This window comes from Caballeronia jiangsuensis (genome assembly GCF_046030135.1).
In the GTDB taxonomy this organism is placed as follows: Bacteria; Pseudomonadota; Gammaproteobacteria; order Burkholderiales; family Burkholderiaceae; genus Caballeronia; species Caballeronia jiangsuensis.
This window is the reverse complement of sequence record NZ_JAQQDB010000072.1, coordinates 1-22,800: the sequence shown is the minus strand read 5'-3', so window position 1 is coordinate 22,800 and position 22,800 is coordinate 1. Positions and strand designations below refer to the sequence as shown.

Sequence of the window (22,800 nt, the reverse complement as noted above, 5' to 3'; positions counted from 1 at the left end):
GTCGGCGGGCAGCGTCTTCGGCGTGAACGCTTCGGCGCGGCGACGGATATGGTCGACTTCGCCGGTTACGAACGTGCGCTGGTCGGCGGCGAGCGCCTGCTGATACGACGTGCCTTCCGGCACGCGATGCAGCAGCGCGCGCAATTCGCCTTGCGTCGTCTGCTCGACGGGTTCGTAGTCGTACAGGCCGAGTTCGAGTTCGGCGCGCTCGTGCAGGATGAACAGGCACGACGCGAACACCGCGACGCCGAGCACTTCCTGCACGCCGAAGCGGAATTCGTGCGGCACCGGCGAGAACGGCAGCCACGCGATGAGCGCGACGCCCGCGAGCGCCACCGCGATGGTCACGTTCAGCAGGATTTGCAGACGCGCGATGATGCGCTCGCGTTCGGTCTTCAGTTGCCCGGCGGTTTTCGGCACGAGCGCGACGAGAGATTGTTGACGGCGGAGTTCTTCGAGCGGGAGAGCGGCCATGGAGGTTGTCGTCGGTCCATCGGTGAGCGCCAAAGCGGCGCGACACCGGTATAACGCGCGGCTTACAGGAACGTTGACGGCGCTTTCTTCTTGTTTCGCCCTGTTTCTTCCTGTTGCATTTAGCGCGTCCGGCTGGCGACCGGCGTGCGGATGGTCGCGGTGCCGTCCGCGATCTGCCGCGCGAAGACCAGCGCTTCGACGATTGTCCCGAAAACTTCCGCGCGTACCTTGTCGTCGGTGAGGCGCATCAGATACGACGGGTGATAGGTCGGCACGATGATGTGCCCCTTGTGCTCGATGGTCTTGCCGAGATATTCGGACAGCGCCGTGCGATGTCCCGTGAGCGCCTTCAGCGCCGTCGCCCCGAGCGCGACGACGACCTTCGGCGCGATCCGTCTCAGCTCTTCCTCCAGCCAGTAGCGGCAGGCCTCGCGTTCGCGCTGCGCGGGCGCGAGATGCGCGCGCTCTTCGCCGTGCGCCTCCCATTTGAAGTGCTTCACCGCGTTCGTCAGATAGAGCGATTCGCGGGCGAGCGCGGCCTCGGCGAGCACTTCGTCGAGCAGCTTGCCCGCCGGACCGACGAACGGCGTGCCCTCGCGATCTTCCTGATCGCCCGGCTGCTCGCCGACCAGCATCACGCGCGCATCGGCGGGACCGACGCCCGGCACGGGCTGCGTCGCGTTGCGCCAGAGCGCACAGCGCCTGCACGCGTCGAGCGACGGCGGCTCCGTCAGCAGCGTGCCCTTGATCGGCTCCAGATCCGTGTTGATGGTCACGTCCATCTCGGGCGGCACGTTGCGCGGATGGCGGTCGCGTCGCGAGTAAGGATCGGCGCGGGAGATCAGCGCGGGATCGGTGCGCGCGTTCGCCGGGCTTTTCCAGTAGCGCACCGGCATATGCGACGCCATTTCGGCGGCGTTTGCCTGCGCGGGCGCGAAAGTGCTCTCGTAGTACGCGAGCCAGAGTGCCTCGATGGCGTCGCCGCTCACCGCCTCGCCGCTCATCGCGGTGTCGCCGAAGTCCATCGGTTTTTCCTCAGGCTCGCTCGTGCGGTCCACGCGCAGCAGCGCGCCGTCCCAGAAGGCGGCGCCGTGCGGCGTGGCGATCATCCACGTGGCGTTGCCCATGCGGGTCGCGAAATGCATCGCGGCGTGCTCCAGCAGGTCGTGCACCGGCTCGAACCAGCTGATGAACTCGGGCGGCCCGAGCGAGGAATCGCGATGCCGGAAGCGCAGCTTGTTGCGCATCTCGCGCTCCTCGGCCTCGACCGATTCGATCATCCGCCGCAGCCGAAGACCGTCCGCGTCATCCGCCGATGCGATCGCGCGGTCGCCCTGCGTCCAGCGCCACAGAGCCTTGTAGAGAAACGGCCAGCGATCCGGCGCGCGGTAGCACGCCGCCGTTTCGAGCATGGCGAGGAATTCGCGCGCGACCCTGACCGGCTTCTTCGCGTTCGGGTCCACCGAGCCGGGCGCGGGCGGACAGAGGGAGCCGAACACCGTGGCCGAGGCATCGGTTTCGCGCCATTGCACGTCCGCGGGCTGCGCGCCCTCCATGAGGAGCGTGCGAGCTTCGGTACGCCAGGAAGCGAACGACGGATCGATGGTGACGCATTTCATCGGCGGGCGGAATCAGAAAAGTACTGTATATCCATACAGTGATTCTAACGACGCCGACTGGCTTCCGGCAACTATTTGGCGACGATCGCGCCCTTTCACGCCCGGTGTGGCGGGCGCTGAATCATGGGAACGGTCATTGCTGAAATTCATCCATCGCGGCGTTCGATTGCCTGCGGACACATACACACACGGAGCCGACATGCTTGCCATCGTCATTCCCGCTCACAACGAAGCCGCGCATATCGGCGCGTGCGTGGCGGCTGCGCGTCGCGCGGCGGATCATCATCAATTGCTCGGCGAGGCGGCGCGCGTGATCGTCGTCGCCGACAGTTGCGCCGACGAAACCGCCGGCATCGCGCGGGCGATGGGCGCGGAGGTGTCGTGCATCGACGCGCGCAACGTCGGCATGGCGCGCGCGCATGGCGCGGAGCGGGCGCTGGCGCTCGGCGCGCGCTGGCTCGCATTCACCGACGCCGACACGACCGTCGCCGAAGACTGGCTCGTGCGCCAGCTCGACTGCTGCGCGGACGCCGTGTGCGGCGTGATCGGCGTGCACGACTGGTCGCCGCATCTCGGCGCGGTGCGCGAACATTTCGGGCGCACCTACACCGACGCGGACGGGCATCGGCATATTCACGGCGCGAATCTGGGCGTGTCGGCGAGGGCGTATGTGCAGGCGGGCGGGTTCGCCCCGCTGGAATCGAGCGAGGATGTGGCGCTCGTCGAGGCGTTGATGGCGATCGGCGCGAATATCGAATGGAGCGCGTCGCCGCGCGTGGTGACGAGCGCGAGGACGGATTTTCGGGCGAAGAAAGGATTCGGCGCGACGCTGCTCGAAGTCGGCAAGCGTTATCTGCCGATTGGCAGCGACGATACGGATTCGGCGGATTCCGTGGCGATTGCGGCGTGACGGCGGCCGGGCTTTAAACCTGTCCGAGATCGCTCGGCAAATCGACATCGAGCAGCACGTTCGAATCATCGACTTCGATGACGAACGGCGTGTGCGTCGAAAAGATGCCGCGCGCGCCCCCATCGCCGTCGAGCGCGGCGAGCGCCTCGCGATGCGCCATGCCGAATCCCACCGGATGCCCGCGCTTGCCGCGATAGAACGGCGCGACGAGTTCGGCGCCTTGATCGAGCTGCCGCGCAACGGCTTCATACGTCGAGGCTTCGATCCACGGCATGTCGCCCAGCGCGACGAGCCAGCCATCGGCTTCGGACGTCGCCCGCACGGCCGCAGCGAGCGCTGCGCCCATGCCGCGTTCGGCGTCAGTGCTGAAGATGACGCTGCAACCCGCTTCGTTCAGGACATCGGCAAGCTTTTCGGCGCCAGGCCGGACTACCGCGATCACTTCGGCCGAAACCGCGAGCAGCTTGCGCGCCGACTGGAACACGACGGGCGTGCCGCCGGGCAGCGTGGCGAGCAGCTTGTTGTGGCGTCCAGAAGGATCGAAGCGGGTGCCGAGACCCGCCGCCAGCAGGATGCCGGTCGCGTTCGACGAATAGGTCATCGCAGCTGCTCGCGTGGGAGTTGAATGGGGATTGTGCGGCGCATCGAAGGTCGTCGCAAGCATAAAAAAAGCACGCGGCGGTCGTTCAAACGGCCAGCCGCGTGCATCGTTTCAAGTCACGCCATCGTCGGCGGTAAAACCTTGTCGAGCGTGATCGGCAAATCGCGCACGCGCACGCCTGTGGCGTGATACACCGCGTTGCCGAGCGCGCCCGCCACGCCCGTTATCCCGATCTCGCCGATACCCCGCGCGCCGTGCGGATTGATATGCGGATCGGGCTGACCGACGAACGAAATATCCAGCATGCCGATATCCGCGTTCACCGGCACGTGATACTCCGCGAGATTCGCGTTCGTGTAGCGCCCGTAGCGCGCATCCATCTCGCTTTTCTCGAAGAGCGCCGAACCGACGCCCCACACGATGCCGCCCATCAACTGGCTGTGCGCGGTTTTCTCGTTGAAGAGCGTGCCGACGTCGTACACCCCGACGATGCGCGGCACGCGAATGATCCCGAGATCGGCATCGACATGCACTTCCGCGAACACCGCGCCGAACGAGTGGAACGCGTACTGCTTTTTCTCGTCACCGGGGCGCGTCGTCGCGACGGCTTCGATCGCGCGGCCGCCGTTGCGCGCGATCACGGCGGCCGCCGGATCCCGCTTGTCCGGATTCGACACGCTCACGACCCAGCCATTGGACACCGTCACGTCCTCGCGCGCGAGACCGGCGACGGGCGATCCGCGATCTGCGAGCGCCATCGCGATGAGCTGATCGCGCGCCTGCATCGACGCCGCGCGCACCGCCGGCGACACGCTCGCCGCCGATTGCGAGCCGCCCGACACCGGCGCTTTCGGCAGCGACGAATCGCCGAGCGCGAAGCGCACGTAATCGAGCGGAAAGCCGAGCGCGTCGGCGGCGACCTGCGTCATGATCGTGTAGGTGCCGGTGCCGAGATCCTGCGTGCCGGAGGCGACCATCGCGGTGCCGTCGGGCAGGATGCGCGCCACCGCCGACGCCTCGCTGCGGTTCGCCGGATACGTCGCCGTGCCGACGCCCCAGCCGACGAGCGTATTGCCTTCGCGCATCGAGCGCGGCGCAGCGTTGCGCCGCGCCCAGCCGAACTTCTCCGCGCCGCGCGTGTAGCACTCCATCAGCGCCTTGCTCGACCAGGGCTTCTTCTCCTGCGGCTCCATGTTCGCGTAGTTCTTGAGGCGAAACGCGAGCGGGTCCATCTTCAACTGATACGCCATCTCGTCCATCGCCGATTCGAGCGCGAACGAGCCGCTCGTCTCGCCGGGCGCGCGCATGAAGGTCGGCGTGCCGATGTCGAGCTTCACGAGCCTGTGCGACGTCGACTGATTCGGCACCGCGTAGAGCATGCGCGTGACGATCGCCGAGGTTTCGGTCCAGTCCTCGAACGTCGATGTCGTCGATATGACGTCGTGACGCATGCCGGTCATGATGCCGTCGTCGCGGGCGCTGACCTGGATGCGCTGCTCGGTGTACGGGCGGTTGCCGATCATGCCGAACATCTGCGGACGTTCGAGCACGAGCTTGACGGGCCGCCCGGTCTGCTTCGACGCCATCGCCGCCAGCACGACATGCGACCACACCGAGCCCTTGCAGCCGAAGCCGCCGCCGACGAATGGGCAGATCACGCGCACGTTGTCATCGGAGATGCCGAAGAACTTCGCCACCGCGCTGCGCGCGCCGGACACGCCTTGCGTCGCGTCGTAGAGCGTGAGCTTCGGACCGTCCCAGCGGGCGACGGTCGCGTGCGGCTCCATCGGATTGTGATGCTCGTAGGGTGTCGTGTAGACGGCGTCGAGGCGCGTCGGGCCTTGCCGCAAGCCCGCGTCGACGTCGCCGCGCTTCGTCGTGACCGCGCGGCCCATCATCTTCTCCGGCTGATACGCGGATGCCTTCGCGCGTTCGAAATCGGCAGTGGGCATCGCGGCTTCGTAGCGCACATCGACGTAACGCGCGGCGCCCCGCGCGTGCTCCAGCGAATCGGCGACGACGACCGCCACCGGCTCGTTGCTGTAACGCACCTGGTTGGTTTGCAGCAGCGTGAGCTTGCGCACGGCGGGCGGCTGCGCGTCGGGGACGCCGCCGTTGGGCAGACGCATCGCGTTCTGATACGTCATCACGAGCAGCACGCCGGGCATGGATTGCGCGCGGCTTGTGTCGATCGACGCGATGCGGCCGCTCGCGACCGTGCTCGTGACGAGCACCGCGTGCGCGAGCTTCGCGTCGGAGTTGTCGGCCGAATAGCGCGCCTGTCCGGTGACCTTCAGCACGCCGTCGGTGCGATCGAGCGGTTTTCCGATAAAAGTCATGCGACACCTCCGGCCTGTTGAAGCGCGCGCACGATCGCACGCTGCGCGAGCGAGACCTTGAACGCGTTGTCGCGCTGCGGCGTCGCGCCCTGCACGGCGAGCGCGGCGGCGGTTTGCAGCGTCGCCTTGTCGAGCGATTTGCCGACGAGCGCCTGTTCGGTCGCTTGCGCGCGCCACGGCTTGTGCGCGACGCCGCCCAACGCGATGCGCGCGCTTTTCACGGTGCCGCCGTCCATCTGCAACGCCGCCGCGACGGACACGAGCGCAAACGCATAGCTCGCGCGGTCGCGCACCTTCAGATATTTCGAGTGATCCGCGAAGAGCGGCGGCGGCAGATCGACCGATGTGATCAGCTCGCCCGCCTGCAAGGTGGTGTCGAGGTCGGGCCTGTCGCCCGGCAGACGATGAAACTCCGCGAATGGAATCGCCCGCTCGCCGTTCGGGCCGGTGACGCGCACGACGGCATCGAGCGCGGCGAGCGCGACGCTCATGTCGGATGGATTCGTCGCGATGCATTGGCGGCTCGCGCCGAGAATCGCGTGCATGCGATTATTCCCGTCGATGGCCGCGCAGCCGCTGCCTGGCGCGCGCTTGTTGCACTGGGGAAAGCCGGTGTCGTAGAAGTACGCGCAGCGCGTGCGCTGCATCAGATTGCCGCCGACCGTCGCCATGTTGCGCAATTGCGCCGACGCCCCCGCGAGCAGCGCCTGCGACAAGAGCGGATAGCGCTCGCGCACCCACGCGTGATTCGCCGCGTCGCTGTTGCGCACGAGCGCGCCGAGCCGCAGGCCGCCGTCGGGCAGGGCGGTGATGCCGTTGAGGGCGTCGATGTGCGTGATGTCAACGAGCTTCATCGGCCGCATCACGCCGCCTTTCATGAGATCGAGCAGATTCGTGCCGCCGCCGATGAACATCGCGCCCGGCTGGCTCGCCGCCGAGAGCGCGGCGCCGATGTCGGCGGCGCGCTGGTAGGAGATCGCGTCCATGTGCGCCTCCTTTAGGCGTTGCCCGTCGCGACGGCTTTCACAGCCGCGACGATGTTCGGATATGCGCCGCAGCGGCAGATGTTGCCGCTCATGCGCTCGCGGATTTCGTCGTCGGAGAGTTGCGCCGGGCGAAAGCGCACGTCGGCGGTAACGGCGCTCGCATCGCCTTTGCGATATTCGTCGATGAGCGCCGTCGCCGAGCACAATTGCCCGGGCGTACAGTAGCCGCACTGAAAGGCGTCCTTCTCGATGAACGCGCGCTGGATGGGCGCGAGCGTGTCGCCGTCGGGCGCGAGGCCTTCTACGGTCGTGACGGATTCGCCGTCGTGCATCACCGCGAGCGTGAGACACGAATTGATGCGCCGTCCCGACACGATTACCGTGCACGCGCCGCACTGTCCGCGGTCGCAGCCTTTCTTCGTGCCGGTGAGGTTCGCGTATTCGCGCAGCGCGTCGAGCAGCGTCGTGCGCGCCTCGACCTGCAATTCATACGGATGGCCGTTGATGGTGAGCTTCACGGGCATCATCGGCACGGCTGCGGGCGGCGGCGCTACGGCGGGCGTCGCAGCGCTCTGCTGTTGCGCGTGCGCGAGCGGCGCGGCGCTTACGGCCGCTGCCGCCGCGGCCGACTGGAGGAAACGCCGGCGCGACGGCTTTTGCGCCGCATCGCTGACGTCGTGGGGATGGGTATCGGCTGGGGACATGGGGATCGGTTCTCCTCGCTCGTTCGGAAGGGCGCTGGTCGGGCTCGAATCTTCGTGGGCTTTTGCTCGCGACCGATTGCGACGGATCGGGCGGAGCGCCGATGCTCGAGTCACGGGCGGCGCGTGAGGCGCGAGCTCGTGAGCGTCCGTCAACTGTAAGGGAACCGAACGTTCGTCGACCCGCAACCGGTGATGTCTAGCAAATCGGATGCCATGCGGCGGTGTCCCGCATCGAATTCCTGCGCTCGTGCACGTCCACGCTGCAAAACGGAGGAGATCGTTTCGCTGACTGATCCGGCGTAGGTCACGCTTTGTGACGTCAGCGAGCGCGCGCGCGGTTCAAAATTGCATGATTTCGTTGCCGCTATCGGCGAAATGCGATATCGCGGCCCGGAAACATCCTTTCAATTCGTGAAGTCAGTCATGTTTGTCGATACCTATCAACGCGCGGCCCAGCTTTACTCGCTGAACCAGCACGCCGACGCACTGGCGGTCCTGTCGCCGCTGCTCGATCGCCCAGACGCCGATGCCGAGGCGCTCAATCTCGCGGCAGCATGCGCTTACGCGATGAATCGCGCGGATCTGGCGCAGGCGTACTGGCAGCGCGCGGTCGACGGGCATCCGGCGCACGCGGGAGTCCGCAACAACCTCGGTAACCTGTACGAGCAACTCAAACGGTTTCCTGAAGCGGAAGCGATGTATCGGCGCGCGATCGATCTGAACGCCGATTCCGCCGAAGCGCACTACAACCTCGGGAACGTGCTGGCGCTGCAGGACCGCATCGTGGACGCGGAGCGGTCGTTGCGCAGGGCGCTCGAACTGCGGCCGGATCTGGCGCCGGCGCATTACAGCCTGGGCAAGCTGCTGATGACGCAAACGCGCGCCGACGAAGCGCAAACGCATTTTCGCCTCGCAATCGATGCCCGCCCGGACTGGGCCGACGCGCATTTCAATCTGGGCAACGCATTCGTCGCCCTGCAGCGCTGGGACGAAGCCGAGCGGGCCTATCGCGCGGCCATCGAACTGAATCCCCGCCTGACGAGCGCGTATCAGGCACTGGCGGAACTGCTCGAAACGGATGGACGCGAAGCGGACCTCGAGCGCGTGTATCGCCGTCTGGCCGAACAATTGCCCGAGTTGAGCGCCGCGCATTACAACCTGGGGCAGGTGATCTATCGGATGACGGCCGTCGCCGGGCTCGAGCGCATCGACGAGGCCGAAGCGGCGTATCGTCGCGCGATCGAGATTCAGCCGGATTACACGCAGGCATACATCGCGCTCGGCAACCTGCTCAAGGAGCACCCTGGGCGCGCGCACGAGATGCTGACGACGTTTCGGCGCGCCGTGGAAGTCGATCCGAATTCCGCGGAAGCCAGGATCAATCTGGCCGGAGGACTTTTGCGCGTCGGAGCGTATGCCGAAGCCTGGCCGTTGATGGAATCCCGTTACGACGATGACTGGGCGGAGCGGCCTATCCGCGTGCCGGACTTGCCGTTTGCGCAGTGGCGAGGCGAGCCGCTCGCCGGAAAATCGATGCTCGTTATCCACGAACAGGGATTCGGCGACTCGTTTCAGTTCTGCCGCTATCTGCCGCTGCTGAAGTCGCAAGGGCTCGCGACGCTGTCGGTAGCATGGCCGCAAAAGGATACGCTGCTCGCCTCTGTCGATGGCGTCGACGCCTGTATCAGCGACGATGCATTGCACACTTCGCCGCGGCACGACTACTGGTGTTTCATGATGAGTCTGCCCGCGCTCCTCGAAACCAGGACCATTCCGGACGTCACGCCCTATCTCGCCGCGGATGAAGCGCGCATCGAATACTGGCGCGGCCGGCTGCCCGCGCAGTTGCCGAAGGTGGGGATCGTGGCAATGGCGGAACCTCGTGAATCATCGTTCGAGGCCCGCCGCTGGGTCGGTGCGCAAGCCTGCATGCCGTTGCTCGGCTTGCCCGGCGTGCGCTTCGTCAATCTGCAAAAGGCGCCTTTCGCGCGCGCGCAAATCGAGACCCTGCCGCCGCATCTGCGGCCGCTCGACCTGATGGACGATGTCGAGGACTTCGCCGATACCGCTGCGATCATCGCTTCGCTCGATCTCGTCATCTCCGTGGATACATCGGTTGCGCATCTCGCGGGCGCACTCGGCAAGCCGGTGTGGATCCTGCTGCCCTCGAACCCGTGCTGGCGCTGGTTGACCGAAGGCGAAGATCGCGTCTGGTATCCGAAAGCGCGCCTGTTCCGGCAGACCAGACCCAACCAATGGGACGACGTGATCGCGCGCGTCGCGGACGCACTCGCCGAATGGCGCGATCGCAACTAACCGCCTGTCCACGCAAGCGCCGTGATCATTTGATGAGCGCGAGCACGTCCCTGAAGCGCGGATGCGTGAAACTGCCGAGCCAGCCGAAAATCGCCGTTTCGACGGTCGTCATCCGCGCGCCATCCTGCCGCGCCCGTTCGAGCGCGACGGCGCGATCTTCCACGTGGCGCGATGCGACCGCGTCCGCGACAAACTCCACGCGGTAACCGAGCCGCAGCAGCCCGAGCACGGTCAGCAACACGCACACATGCGCCTCCGCGCCGGCGACCCACAACGTCGCGGGCGCGGGCGGCAGTGCGTCGACGAAAGCGGGCGCGAGCGTCGCATCGAACGTGTCCTTCTCGATCACCTTCGCAAGCCGGACATCGCCCAGCAGGGCTTGCGCAGTTCCGCCGAGCCCTTGCGGATTCTGCTCCGTGACGACCACCGGCACCTCCAGCAGATTCGCCGCGCGCAGCAGCGTGCCGACGCGCGCCGTCAGCCGCTCGGCGCCATCCAGATGCGGCAGTAGCCTCGCCTGCATGTCGATGACGACGAGCATGCCGCTACGCCTCGCTCTCCATGATCTGATCGATGAGCCGCGCGTTCTCGCCCGCCGACCCGATGCCCGCGTGCCTGGCCATCGGCACGAAGAAATGTGTGGCGATCGGCAGCTTCGAGCGTTCGAGCCAGTTGGTCAGATGCGCGGCCAGGCGTTTCGCGGGCGTTCTCAGCTCCTCGCGCAGCACGCCGGGCAGTTTTTCGAAGTGACGCATCTCGGTCTGATACGGCTCGGGCGCGACGCACAGCGCATTGGGCCGGCCATCGACATCGACGGGAAGCCGCTCCAGCGCCTGATGCAGCAGCGCGACGCCCAGTCCCTCGCCGCGCCACGGCTTGCGCACTTCCCACAGGCTGATGTAGATCACGCGATGCGCATTGAACACCTCGATCAGCTTTTCGGGGCCGAGCGCTTCCGTGGCGGCGAGCGCGAGCGAGAGCATCTCGCCCGAGTAGGTATCCAGCGTATAGACGAGATCGGCGCTGCTCGTGAGCGGCGGCACCTTGACGAGCTGCAGCCGCACCGCCGCCGCGACGATGTCGCTGCCCGCTTCGTGGAACACGGCGAACGCAGTGCCGAGGCGTTCGTCGTCGACTTGCGGATACTCGTGGCGATAGGTCATCGTGAAGAGAAACGGCCCGATCTTCTCGCGATACGCGAGCGGCCGGTCGACATCGTAATCGTCGACGCCGTCGAGGCCGTAGGGATCGTAGTCGCGTTTCTCGCGCCGCTCGCCATTTGGCGCGGCCGCGGCGAGCGCCGCGAGCGGGCGGCGCGACTCGGGCACGAGATCTTCCGGCAAACCTTCCCATGTGAGACGCAGGAATTCCCGTCCGCCGCGATAGTGCGTCTCGAAGAGCGAGAGCACCTGCTCGCTCGCGGCCGGATCGAGGATGCGCTGCGCGCAATCGTAGGCGCGGTCGAGGAGTTGATCCGCTTCGGCGGGATCGGGCGCGAGGTGCGGCTCGCTGCCTTGCGGCACGGCGGGCAAGCCTTTTGCGAGACGTTCCCTGTGCGCGAGTTCGAGCCACTCGTCGGCGACGCGTTCGGCAATGAAACCGGCCGCGATGCGATAGCCCGTCAACACGATCGACTGGCCGGTGCGCCCGAGCGGAAACACGTACTCGTCGTTCATGGCGTCCTCGACGGTGACGCCGCGAAAGGTCTCGCGCGGCGCGCTCACGTTGGCCGCCGCATCGAAGCGGTCATGCGATAGCACGTGGGCGAGGAGGTCCGACGCGGCGGGACCGAATTCCGATCCGGCGCCGGGAAGCAGCTTCAGCAGGGACAAGGTACGCGTGGTGCCGGTCGTGCTCGATGTGCTCATGAATGCCATCTCCGATCGTGAAGGGTTATCGTAACAAACCGTCGTACTTACGGGAGAGATCGATGAACGTTCAAAACGATGATGAGCGGGCGGCTACGGTTCATGAAGGAGGATGCGCATGCGGCGCGTTCCGTTTTCGCGCGGCGGGCAAGCCGAAGCGCGTCGGGATGTGCCATTGCATGACGTGCCGTCAAGTGCACGGCTCCGCATTCGGAGCTTATGCGATTTACGCGCGCGGCGACGTGATGATGAGCGGCAGCCTTTCGACGTGGCGCAGTTCCGAGCACGGCCGCCGGCATTTTTGCCCGGTGTGCGGCTCGGTCGCCTACATGGAATACACGACGCACGATGAAGTCGATCTGCCGATCGGCGCATTCGACGAAACCGGCCTCTTCGAGCCGGACTACGAGCTGTGGTGCAAGCATCGCGAGCCGTGGCTGCCGCAGGGCGCGCGTCCGGAGTACGACGAAGAGCGCGCGCACTAGGCGTCATCGATCAAGGAGCTCGCGCAGGCGCGCGAGCCCGAAGCCGATAGAGACACCCTTTTGCAGACCGGGACAGGTTTTGTCCCGCCGGAATTGCATGCTCTCGTCAACGGTCCGAGCAATTGCATTCGCGCCCAGAAAATAAGACGATAAGTAACGTGCGCTGTGGAAGTTGCCAGCGAGCGCCGAAAGCGTCGAAGCGCGGCAGCGGCAGGATCGAGAACCTTTGAACCTCATGGCCAGCGAGGAGCATCGATACCATGACGAAGCAACCGGTCAGCGGCAGCGACAAGATTCATCCCGAAGGCGCGACATGTGTCGGCGATTGCGATCCGTCCGAGCAGATCGAAGTGATCGTGATGCTGCGGCGCAAGGACGAAGCCGGATTCAAGCAGATGATGTCGCGCATCGACGCCGGCGAGGCGCCCGCGCAAGCCGTCTCGCGCGAAGAATTCGACAAACGTTTCACCGCATCCGCGGAAGACGTCGGGAAGGTGAAGGCCTTCGCCGCGCAATACGGCCTGACGGTCGTGCGCGCCGAAACCGAGACGCGCAGCGTGGTGTTGAAAGGCACCATCGAGCAGTTCCAGAAAGCTTTCGACGTCAAGCTCGGACGCTTTCAACATCACAACATCGGTGAATATCGCGGACGCTCGGGGCCGGTCAAGGTGCCCGACGACATGCACGACATGGTCACCGCCGTGCTCGGTCTCGACAGCAAGCCGCAGGCGCGTCCGCATTTTCGTTTTCGTCCGCCGTTCAAGCCAGCGCGCGGCGCGGCGCCCGCGTCGTTCACACCGGTCGATCTCGCGCGTCTCTACGATTTCCCCGATGGCGACGGCGCCGGCCAGTGCATCGCGATCATCGAGCTGGGCGGCGGTTATCGCGACACCGATCTCTCCGCGTATTTCTCGAAGCTCGGCGTGAAGGCGCCGAAAGTCGTGGCGATCGGCGTCGACAACGCGAAGAACGCGCCCACGGGCAACCCCAACGGACCCGACGGCGAAGTGACGCTCGACATCGAGATCGCGGGCGCCATCGCGCCGGGCGCGAGCATCGCCGTGTACTTCGCGCCGAACAGCGACGCCGGTTTCGTCGATGCCGTCAATCGCGCGCTGCACGATTCCACCAACAAGCCTTCCGTGATATCGATCAGCTGGGGCGGCCCCGAGTCGAACTGGTCCTCGCAGTCGATCGGCGCGTTCAACGACGTGCTGCAAAGCGCGGCGGCGCTCGGCGTGACGGTCTGCGCGGCATCGGGCGACAGCGGTTCGTCCGATGGCGCCGGCGACGGCTCGGATCACGTCGACTTTCCGGCGTCGAGCCCGTATGTGCTCGGCTGCGGCGGCACGAGCCTCGTGGCATCCGGATCGGGCATCGCGAAGGAAGTCGTGTGGAACGACGGCGATCAGGGCGGGGCGGGCGGCGGCGGCGTCTCGGGCGTGTTCGCGTTGCCGGCGTGGCAGGCGGGTTTATCGGTCACACGCAATGGCCAGGCGACGAAGCTCGCGAAGCGCGGCGTGCCGGATGTGTCGGGCGACGCATCGCCGCAAACCGGCTACGAGGTGCTGATCGACGGCGAGGATACGGTCGTCGGCGGCACGAGTGCGGTCGCGCCGCTGTGGGCTGCGCTGATCGCGCGGATCAACGCGATCAACGCGTCGCCGTCGGGCTTCGTCAATCCGAAGCTCTACAAGACGAAGGCGGCGTTCCGCGACATCACGGAAGGCAACAACGGCAGCTTCTCGGCGGCGGCGGGCTGGGACGCATGCACCGGCATGGGCAGCCCCGACGGCGCGAAGATCGCGGCCGCGCTCGTGCCTGCGAAGAGTTGAGGCAAGTGCAAAGGCGTAAGACAGTGAACAACAACCACGACGACGATTCTGGAGCGACGACGATGAACTCCGATCCACTGGCAGCGAGCGACAAACCTTCCGGCGCGGAAGAACCGGCCATGACGGCCGCCGCGAAGAAAGCGCCGAAGAAGACCACGACGGCGAAAAAGGACCAGCCGTATTTCGATCCGGTCGCATACGGCAACGGTCCCGACGATGCAGTCGCGGCCACGGAAGCCGACGAGAACGCGGCCATCACCCACCACAGCGTGACGATCGGCGGCGCGAAGATCGCTTATACGGCGACGGTCGGCCATCTCGTGACGGTCGATCCGAGCAGTTCGAAGCCGAGCGCGAAGATGTTCTATGTCGCGTTCACCAAGGACGGCGCGAAGGAGGAAGCGCGTCCGCTCACGTTCTTCTACAACGGCGGGCCGGGCTCGTCGTCGGTGTTCGTGCTGCTCGGCTCGTTCGCGCCGCGCCGCATCAAGACGGCGATGCCGAGCTTCACGCCGCCCGCGCCGTATCAGATGGAAGACAACCCGGACAGCCTGCTCGATCGCAGCGACCTGATCTTTATCAATCCGGTCGGCACGGGTTATTCCGCCGCCATCGCGCCGAACAAGAACCGCGATTTCTGGGGTGTCGATGAGGACGCGGCTTCGATCGCGCAGTTCATCAAACGCTATCTGACGAAGAACAACCGCTGGAATTCGCCGAAGTTTTTGTTCGGCGAATCGTATGGTACGGCGCGCAGTTGCGTGCTCGCGTACAGGCTGCACGAGGACGGAATCGACCTGAACGGCGTCACGCTGCAATCGTCGATTCTCGATTACCGGCAGGCGGGCAATCCGGTCGGCGCGCTGCCGACGGCGGCGGCGGACGCGTGGTATCACAAGAAACTCGGTGTGCATCCGACGCCGACGAATCTTCTGAACTTTGCGGAGGAAGTCGCGGAATTCGCGCGCACGGACTATCTGAACGCGCTGCGCAAGTTTCCGCAAACCGACGACGAGGTGGTCGAGAAGCTGTCCGAATATACGGGCATCGACAAGGCGACGCTGCTCGCGTGGAGTCTCGATATCGCCGCGTACGACAGCCGCGGCAATTCGCTTTTCCTGACGACTTTGCTGAAGTCCAAAGGCGAATCGCTCGGCTCGTACGACGGCCGCGTGACGGCGATTTCGACGGGCATCGCCGGTAAGATCGACCCGAATTCGGGCGGCAACGACCCGACGATGACGGCGGTGAGCGGCGTCTACACGACGATGTGGAACAGCTATCTGAACGAGCAGCTCAAGTTCACGTCGACGTCATCGTTCACCGATCTGAACGATCAGGCGTTCCTCAACTGGGACTTCAAGCATACCGATCCGACGGGCGCGCAGAAGGGCTTGGATTCGAAGGGCAACATCATCCTTTACACGGCGGGCGATCTCGCCGCGGTGATGGCTTTGAATGTCGACTTGAAAGTGCTTTCCGCGAACGGGATGTATGACTTTGTGACGCCCTTTTACCAGACGATCATCGATCTTCAACAGATGCCGCTGATCGACAAGACCGTGCGGCAGAATCTGTCGGCGACGTTTTATCCGTCGGGGCATATGGTTTATCTCGACGGCGGGTCGAGGACGCAGCTCAAGGCCGATCTGGCGAAGATGTATGACGAAGCCACTGCGAATCATGCGGCTCTCGGGCGGATCATTGCTTTGCAGAAGGTTACTGCGGATAAGTTGGGGGCGTTGTCGCCGGTGGGTTGAAGGTTTTTTTGCCGCGGGCGGGCTTTGGTGGTTGGTCCGCCTGTGGTTTCGCCGGATCCCGTATTCGCGTTGGTCTATTGGCACTGCCCCTGTGCGGGGCGGCAGTCACTTTCTTTGCTGCTGCAAAGAAAGTAACCAAAGAAAGCAGCTTCTCACCGCCCGCGGTCACACGCAGTTTGGCCATGCTTGCCAGCCGCCGATGGCACTCGCCTAAGTGTCGCCCCCAAAGGCCCAGTCGGGCTTGGCTCGCGCACGCTCTGACTCATCGCACCACAGAACAAACTGGTTCAGCACGAGATAGCTCCGGCCCGCTTCGCGGCCGATGGGTCCATCGGGTTTGCGTGCGCACGCGTACTTGCAACGCTTCTATCTCACTGGATCCGTGGCTCGTTGGTTTCCCTTGCAGACCCATCGGCAGCGCGTAGCGCTGTGCCGAAACTATTTGGTGCTGAACCAGCGCGCCAAAACATTTGGAGCGGCAGACCGTGCGCGAGCCAAGCCCGGTATGTCCTTCGAGGACGACACTTAGGCGAGTGCCGCCTGCGGCTGGCAAGCATGGCCAACGTGCGTGTGACCGCGGGCGGTGAGAAGCTGTTTCTTTGGTTACTTTCTTTGCAGCAGCAAAGAAAGTGACTGCCGCCCCGCACAGGGGCAGAGCCAATAGACCGACACGAATACGGGACCAACCAACAAAAACCGAAAAAAACCCGAGTAGGAACACCACTTGCGGGCGAGTGAGAGCAAAACCTCACCCAAGATCCCCCGGAGGAGTCCCCACAATGGCAACAAAGAAACAGCCGCCCGCGAGCGGCGTCGCCCGCACGCCGTCGCAAAGCAACACCAACAACAAAGTCGAATCCCTCGAAACCTTCCGCAGCGACGCCACCAACCAGGCCCTGACGACGAATCAGGGCGTCAAGGTCGCCGATAACCAGAACACCTTGCGCGCCGGCGAGCGCGGCCCCTCGCTGCTCGAAGACTTCATCATGCGTGAAAAAATCACGCACTTCGACCACGAGCGCATTCCTGAACGTATCGTCCATGCCCGCGGATCGGCGGCGCACGGCGTCTTCAAGGTGTACGAATCGCAGGCCGGACTCACCAAAGCCGCGTTTCTGCAAGACCCGTCGAAGGAAACGCCTGTGTATGTGCGCTTCTCGACCGTGCAAGGCTCGCGCGGCTCCGCCGATACCGTGCGCGACGTGCGCGGCTTCGCCGTCAAGTTCTACACGGAAGAAGGCAACTTCGATCTCGTCGGCAACAACATGCCGGTGTTCTTCATCCAGGACGCGATCAAGTTTCCCGATTTCGTCCACGCCGTCAAACCCGAGCCGCATAACGAAATGCCGCAAGGCGGGTCCGCGCACGACACCTTCTGGGATTTCGTCTCGCTCGTGCCCGAGTCCGCGCACATGGTCCTCTGGACGATGTCCGATCGCGCGATCCCACGCAGTCTGCGCACGATGGAAGGCTTCGGCATCCATACCTTCCGCTTCATCGACGCCCAGGGAAAAGGCCGGTTCGTGAAGTTCCACTGGCGCCCGACGATCGGCTCGGCGTCGCTGCTGTGGGATGAAGCGCAGAAGCTCGCGGGCAAGGACGCGGACTTCCATCGCCGGGATTTGTGGGAAGCAATCGACAACGGCGACTATCCCGAGTGGGAGCTCGGCGTGCAGGTCGTCGAGGAAGCGGACGAGCACAAGTTCGACTTCGATCTGCTCGATCCCACCAAGATCATCCCCGAGGAACTCGTGCCGCTGAAGATGATCGGCAAGCTCACGCTGAATCGCAATCCGGACAACTTCTTCGCCGAGACCGAGCAGGTCGCGTTCTGTCCGGGGCATATCGTGCCGGGCATCGACTTCACGAACGATCCGCTGCTGCAAGGCCGCCTCTTCTCCTACACCGATACGCAGATCAGCCGGCTCGGCGGTCCGAACTTCCACGAGATTCCGATCAACCGGCCGCTCGCGCCATTGCATAACGGTCAACGCGACGCGATGCATCGCCAGACGATCGACAAGGGACAGGCATCCTACGAGCCGAATTCGATCGACGGCGGATGGCCGAAGGAAACCGCGCCGGCCGCGGCAGGCGGCGGCTTCGAGAGTTACACGGAGCGCGTCGAAGGGTCGAAGATCCGCGTGCGCAGCCCGTCGTTCAGGGATCACTATTCGCAGGCGACGCTCTTCTGGAACAGCATGACCGATCCCGAAAAGGATCACATCGTCGGCGCTTATTCGTTCGAACTCTCGAAGGTCGAGCGCAAGCCCATCCGCGAGCGCCAGCTCGGCATCCTCGCGAATATCGACGAGACGCTTACCGCGCGCGTCGCCGCCAATCTCGGCCTGCCCGCGCCCAAGAAAAACGCGGACGCCGACGAACTCGGCAAGTCGTCGGTGACGGAGTCGCCTGCGCTGTCGATCGTCGCGAAGGCGAAGCCTTCGGTCAAAACGCGCAAAGTCGCGATTCTCGCCGCGCCGGGCGCCGATGCCGCGAGCATCAAGGCCGTGCAGGACGCGCTCAAGGCCGAAGGCGCGCACGCGAAGGTCATCTCGCCGACGCTCGGCTCGCCTGCACAAGGCATCGAGGCCGACGCAACCATTCTCGGCATGCCTTCGATCATGTTCGACGGGGTGATCGTCGCGGGCGGCAAGGACAGCGCGAAGACACTGTCGCAGTCCGGCGACGCGCGTCATTTCGTGCTGGAAGCGTTCAAGCATCTGAAGGCGATCGGCGCGATCGGCGACGGAGAGGACTTGCTCGCGGCCGCGCATTTGCCGAACGGCGAAGAAGGCGTGGCGGTCGGGAGCGATGCAAAGCAGGTGCTGAAGAGCTTCATCGAAGCGATGAGCAAGCATCGCGTATGGTCGCGCGCCCAGAAGGCGGAGTCGGTTCCGGCCTGATACGTGCGCTAATCGCGTTTTGCCGCCTGCGACTGCATGGGCCACCATGCCGTCGCAGGCGCGCTTTCCTGTGTATCTCCCACATCCGACTCATCGACATGACGCGCGTTTCGGGGCCGCGATCAACTCTTCGCGTGCGGCGTGCGTTTCGTGTGTTTTAATTGAACCTCCGATCATCTCAAAAAATGCGCGGCGAACCTTGGCCGCGACGGATGGCGCACAGAGGCATGAGTCGAAGGGATACCCGATTCACCGAGAAAACGAAGCCAGGCGCGGGCCGCACGAGCCGGAGCGCGCGCGTGGCACTGGCGTGGTGCTGCGCGATGCTCGCGTTGATGCCCGGCACGCCGCACGCCCAGCGCGCCGACTGGCTCGATACGCGCGTCACGCAGGCGACCATCGTCGATACGATCTGCGTGCCCGGTTATGTGGACCGCGTGTTGCCGTCGTTCGAGCTTCAGATGCGCCAGAAGGAGCGGCTCCTGAAGCAACGCAGCATCGATGCGTCGTTCGCGTCGGAATATGCGCTCGATCACCGTATGCCAGTGCTGCTCGGCGGCTCGCCGAATTCGCCCGCGAATCTCGATCTGCGCCGCTGGGAAGGGCGTGCGGGTCAGCGGCGAAAGGAACGGCTCGCCGTCTATCTGAAGCGCTGCGTCTGCACCGGCGACATCACGCTGAAAGACGCGCAGACCGCGATGGTGGGCGACTGGCCCAATCGCTATCCGAATCTTTCCAGCATGACGTGCAGCGGCTTCTGACCGTCGATTCCGGCAATTGATTCCAGGCATCCGTCCGATTTAGAACATCTATTGAAAAAGGCGGAATGTCGCAGCACGCGGGTGGCTTACGGTATTAGTATGGAGCTATCTCGAAATTCGCCGTGGAGCTGCCATGATGTTCGCGTATGTGTCCCTTTTCGTCGTCGGCAGCCTTGCGGCGCGCGTGATCCTGAAGCAGCGCTCGCAGCCCGTGCGTGTGCGCGCAAGAAGGTGACGCCGATGAACCTGATCGTCTGGAACCTTCCGCAACGCTGCGCCGCCCGCGACGTGCGGCGCTTTCTGGAACACGAGCTCGGCGGCTATGCGAGCGATATCGAAGTCCACGGCGCGGGCACCGCGCAAGCCTACGCGGTCGCGAGGCTCGCCACCGATGTGCCTTACATCGGCGAGGCGATCGCGCAAAAGCTGTGTCATCAGCGCTTTCTCGACGAACCCTTGCGCGCCCGGGCATCGCCATCGGGTGACGCGTCCATCCGTCTGCATTGATTCGCGTGCGCGCCGCGCGCTGATGGCGCGCGCACGGCGGCCGGAATGAACTTTGCTGAAGGTCCTCTGACGAACGTCATGTAGCGGCGAAGCCGGTGCTCGTGCGCACCGGCTTTTTTGTCGATGCGCGCAGACTTGCGCACGCGCCGCTCGTTGTCAGAACGCAAAGCGGATCATTCATATCGATGCAGCAGGCAGGAAAGAACAAGACGCCGTTCGGCGCAAGGATTTTCGTGGGCGCGGCAGCGGGCGCCCTCGTTTCGATGGCGACAGCGGTTCATGCGCAGCCTCAGGCTGCATCGGGCGCATCGGGGACGGTCGCGCAGGGACGCATGACGGCGATGTCCGTCGCGCCCACGCCGCCGATGCCGCAAGGCGCGAGCATCCCGCACGTCGCGAGTGCGCCCGAGCGCGCGCTTCCGGCGATGCCGGTGCCGATACCCGCGCAAGCGTCTTCGGAAGCGTCGGCGGCTGCCGAGGCGTCGGCCGCATCGGCGGCGAGTGCGGCGTCGGCGGCCAGCGCCGCGAGCGCGGCATCCGAAGCGCAGGCGCCTGAAGTGCCCTTGCCCGCGGAGCCGCCCGAACCCAACCTCGCGCAGCGCACCGACATGCCGCCAGCGGGCGCCTATGCGATGCGGCAGGACTTCGCGCAGCAGGTCGATCGGCGGCTCACCGTGCCCGTCGCGGATCAGCAGGCCTACGGCCGTCTGCTGCAACATACGCTCGACGAAGACGGCCACGGCGATCTCGCCAACGAGTTCGTCGTGCTGGTCGATCGCAGTGCGAACGTGCAGGCGATCTTCGTCTACTTCCGCAACAGCGCGGGCGATGCATGGTCGATGATCGGCGCGTCGCCGGTATCGACGGGCCGGCCCGGCACCTACGATCACTTCGTCACGCCGCTCGGGGTGTTTCAGCACGTGCCGGGCAACATGGACTTTCGCGCCGAGGGCACGCTGAACGAGTTCAAGATTCGCGGCTACGGCGCGCGCGACATGCGCATCTACGATTTCGGCTGGGCCGACGGCGAACGCGGCTGGGGTCGTGGCGGCAAGTCGCCGATGCGCTTCCAGATGCACGCCACCGATCCCGAGAAACTGGAGCCGCTGCTCGGCATGCGCCACTCGAAGGGCTGTGTGCGCATTCCGTCGACGCTGAACACGTTCTTCGATCATCACGGCATTCTCGATGCGCAATACGAGGCGCGCGCATCCGAAGGCGAGTCGATGTGGGTCCTGAAGGCTACGCGCAAGACGACGCCGTGGGCGGGCCACTATCTCGTCGTCGTCGATACGGGCCGGAAGACGCGGCCGGCGTGGTCGCCGGGTCCGGGCAAGGCGGTGCGCGCGCACATCCCGGCGGGCGCGGATACGGTCGATTGAACCGCGCCCGAAGCGCTATTTCGCGCGCGCGAGCAGCACGCCCGCGAGCGCGACGCCGAAGCCCGCGAGTTGCACGGCGTTGAGCGTCTCGCCGAACGCAAGAAAGCTTTCGAGCGCGGCGAGCGGCGGCGCGAGAAAGAGCAGGGCGGTCGCGCGCGATGCGTCGCCGCGCCGGACCATCCACACGAGCAGTGTCGTCGCGACGCCCGAGAGCATCACGATGCCCCATGCGAGCGAGAGCCACGTCGTCATCGACGCAATGAAGCGATGCTCCCCGAGCGCCATCGCGAGCACGAGCGCGACGATCGCCGCGCCCGCGTTCTGCAATGCGCTGGCGCTGCGGATATCGGCGCGTGCGAGCGAGGTCTTCTGATACAGCGTGCCCGCGGTGATCGCGACGATGGACAGCAGCGCGACCATCACGACGATCGATTGCGACGGGTGCCCGCCCGCTGCATGTCCGACGTGCGCGCCGCTCGCCGCGATTTTCGGCGCGAGCACGAGCGCGACACCGGCGAGTCCGAGCGCGAGCCCGCTCCATGCGCGCGGCGAGAGCCGTTCGCCGAAGAGCCGCGCGGCGATGGCGGCCGTCAGAAGCGGCTGCAGCGCACCGAGCAGCGCCATGATGCCCGCGCCGAGTCCTTGCGCGACGGCCCAGTAGCCCGCGCCGAGATAGACCCCTTGCAGCAGCGCGCCGGCGAACAGGTGCCGGCCGATGTCGCGGCCTTTCGGCCAGGGCGCACGCGTGATGGTGGCGATCGCGAAAAACAGCAGCGTCGTGCCGGCGAAGCGCGCGAGCAGATACAGATTCGGATCGACGTAAGGCGTGATCGCCCGTGCGACGATGAAGCCCGTCGACCAGAGAAACACGAAGACGGGAGCGGCGAGAATCGAAACCATGTGAGGCATGCGGCAAGACGAGATGCCGCAGTATGCGATCGATGGCTTGCGGGTGTCTTGTCTAACCGTGCACTCGTCGGTGCGGGCTCGTTATTCATTCGATCGTGAAGGTGTCGAGCGGCTGGTTAGCGCGTGCATCGCCCTCGAAGCGTCGCGATAGTTGCGCGTGCAAGCGCTTGGCTTCGTCGAGCGTGAGATCGATCCAGTAGGGATCGCCGGCTGCGTCGTTCAAGCGGCCTGGAGGGAACTGGATTTCGACTACCACGCCTTTTTTGTACATCTTGATGCCTCGTTTGGACTTCTTGCGAAGCGAGACAGTCTAGCGGATGAGGGTTCGGGGATTGCTTTCCCTGCGGAAAGAATGCATTGCTTTCGGCATGGTTGGGTTTTTCGCTGGATCCCGCTTTCGTGTCGGTTTATTAGCACTGCCCCTATGCGGGGCGGCAG

General features: G+C 65.2%; 19 protein-coding genes. 9 read left to right on the top strand and 10 right to left on the bottom strand.

Annotation, left to right across the window (positions count from 1 at the left end; translation table 11 throughout):
• Both PQR08_RS37605 and PQR08_RS37600 read right to left on the bottom strand, forming a co-directional pair.
• Positions 1-474 (bottom strand): hypothetical protein (locus PQR08_RS37605; protein ID WP_408164287.1); only part of this gene is annotated, 474 nt, incomplete at its 3' end.
• A gap of 119 nt (positions 475-593) precedes the next feature.
• On the bottom strand, positions 594-2,093 hold the full coding sequence (locus PQR08_RS37600) for a UdgX family uracil-DNA binding protein (protein WP_250484429.1): 1,500 nt from the start codon (positions 2,091-2,093) through the stop codon (positions 594-596).
• A gap of 199 nt (positions 2,094-2,292) precedes the next feature.
• On the opposite strand from PQR08_RS37600, the gene PQR08_RS37595 reads away from it, so the two are divergent.
• On the top strand, positions 2,293-3,003 hold the full coding sequence (locus PQR08_RS37595; protein WP_250484430.1) for a glycosyltransferase family 2 protein: 711 nt from the start codon (positions 2,293-2,295) through the stop codon (positions 3,001-3,003).
• A gap of 13 nt (positions 3,004-3,016) precedes the next feature.
• Here PQR08_RS37595 and PQR08_RS37590 read toward each other — a convergent pair whose 3' ends face one another.
• From PQR08_RS37590 to PQR08_RS37575, 4 genes are all read right to left on the bottom strand, one after another.
• Positions 3,017-3,604, bottom strand: a complete 588-nt coding sequence (locus PQR08_RS37590; RefSeq protein ID WP_250484431.1) for a nucleotidyltransferase family protein — start codon at positions 3,602-3,604, stop codon at positions 3,017-3,019.
• Between the two features lie 116 nt (positions 3,605-3,720).
• Complete coding sequence (locus PQR08_RS37585; RefSeq protein ID WP_250484432.1) at positions 3,721-5,943, bottom strand: xanthine dehydrogenase family protein molybdopterin-binding subunit; 2,223 nt, start codon at positions 5,941-5,943, stop codon at positions 3,721-3,723.
• A complete protein-coding gene (locus PQR08_RS37580) occupies positions 5,940-6,929 on the bottom strand; it encodes an FAD binding domain-containing protein (RefSeq protein ID WP_250484433.1) in 990 nt (329 codons plus the stop codon). Before PQR08_RS37580 ends, PQR08_RS37585 begins: the two co-directional genes overlap by 4 nt.
• Positions 6,930-6,940: 11 nt before the next feature.
• Entirely contained in the window at positions 6,941-7,633 is a 693-nt protein-coding gene (locus PQR08_RS37575; RefSeq protein WP_250484434.1) for a (2Fe-2S)-binding protein, read from the bottom strand.
• A 423-nt stretch (positions 7,634-8,056) separates the two neighbouring features.
• Here PQR08_RS37575 and PQR08_RS37570 point away from each other — a divergent pair, with 423 nt between their 5' ends.
• Positions 8,057-9,949, top strand: a complete 1,893-nt coding sequence (locus tag PQR08_RS37570; protein ID WP_250484435.1) for a tetratricopeptide repeat protein — start codon at positions 8,057-8,059, stop codon at positions 9,947-9,949.
• Between the two features lie 25 nt (positions 9,950-9,974).
• Here PQR08_RS37570 and PQR08_RS37565 read toward each other — a convergent pair whose 3' ends face one another.
• Together PQR08_RS37565 and PQR08_RS37560 are read right to left on the bottom strand one after the other, a co-directional pair.
• Positions 9,975-10,490 carry an isochorismatase family protein gene (locus PQR08_RS37565; protein WP_250484436.1) on the bottom strand — a complete coding sequence of 172 codons (516 nt, stop codon included), beginning with the start codon at positions 10,488-10,490 and terminating at the stop codon, positions 9,975-9,977.
• Between the two features lie 4 nt (positions 10,491-10,494).
• Positions 10,495-11,817, bottom strand: coding sequence for an inositol monophosphatase (locus tag PQR08_RS37560; RefSeq protein WP_250484437.1), 1,323 nt, complete (start codon positions 11,815-11,817; stop codon positions 10,495-10,497).
• Between the two features lie 62 nt (positions 11,818-11,879).
• Between PQR08_RS37560 and PQR08_RS37555 the strand changes: the two genes are divergently transcribed.
• From PQR08_RS37555 to PQR08_RS37525, 7 genes are all read left to right on the top strand, one after another.
• Entirely contained in the window at positions 11,880-12,302 is a 423-nt protein-coding gene (locus tag PQR08_RS37555; protein WP_187605156.1) for a GFA family protein, read from the top strand.
• 260 nt (positions 12,303-12,562) lie between these two features.
• Entirely contained in the window at positions 12,563-14,137 is a 1,575-nt protein-coding gene (locus tag PQR08_RS37550; protein ID WP_250484438.1) for a S53 family peptidase, read from the top strand.
• 119 nt (positions 14,138-14,256) lie between these two features.
• Positions 14,257-15,897: a S10 family peptidase gene (locus PQR08_RS37545; RefSeq protein ID WP_408164289.1), complete on the top strand. Its 1,641-nt coding sequence runs from the start codon at positions 14,257-14,259 to the stop codon at positions 15,895-15,897.
• Positions 15,898-16,676: 779 nt separating this feature from the next.
• The gene (gene katE / locus PQR08_RS37540; protein WP_408164283.1) at positions 16,677-18,803 is read left to right on the top strand and encodes a catalase HPII; all 2,127 of its coding nucleotides are present in this window, start codon (positions 16,677-16,679) and stop codon (positions 18,801-18,803) included.
• A 299-nt stretch (positions 18,804-19,102) separates the two neighbouring features.
• Positions 19,103-19,564 carry a hypothetical protein gene (locus PQR08_RS37535; protein WP_250484441.1) on the top strand — a complete coding sequence of 154 codons (462 nt, stop codon included), beginning with the start codon at positions 19,103-19,105 and terminating at the stop codon, positions 19,562-19,564.
• A gap of 240 nt (positions 19,565-19,804) precedes the next feature.
• Positions 19,805-20,071, top strand: a complete 267-nt coding sequence (locus tag PQR08_RS37530) for a hypothetical protein (RefSeq protein WP_035501600.1) — start codon at positions 19,805-19,807, stop codon at positions 20,069-20,071.
• Between the two features lie 185 nt (positions 20,072-20,256).
• On the top strand, positions 20,257-21,453 hold the full coding sequence (locus tag PQR08_RS37525) for a L,D-transpeptidase (RefSeq protein ID WP_250484442.1): 1,197 nt from the start codon (positions 20,257-20,259) through the stop codon (positions 21,451-21,453).
• Between the two features lie 15 nt (positions 21,454-21,468).
• Here the strand turns inward: PQR08_RS37525 and PQR08_RS37520 are convergent, their stop codons facing one another.
• Positions 21,469-22,353 carry a DMT family transporter gene (locus PQR08_RS37520; protein ID WP_250484443.1) on the bottom strand — a complete coding sequence of 295 codons (885 nt, stop codon included), beginning with the start codon at positions 22,351-22,353 and terminating at the stop codon, positions 21,469-21,471.
• 94 nt (positions 22,354-22,447) lie between these two features.
• On the bottom strand, positions 22,448-22,633 hold the full coding sequence (locus PQR08_RS37515) for a hypothetical protein (protein WP_250484444.1): 186 nt from the start codon (positions 22,631-22,633) through the stop codon (positions 22,448-22,450).
• Positions 22,634-22,800 lie beyond the last annotated feature (167 nt).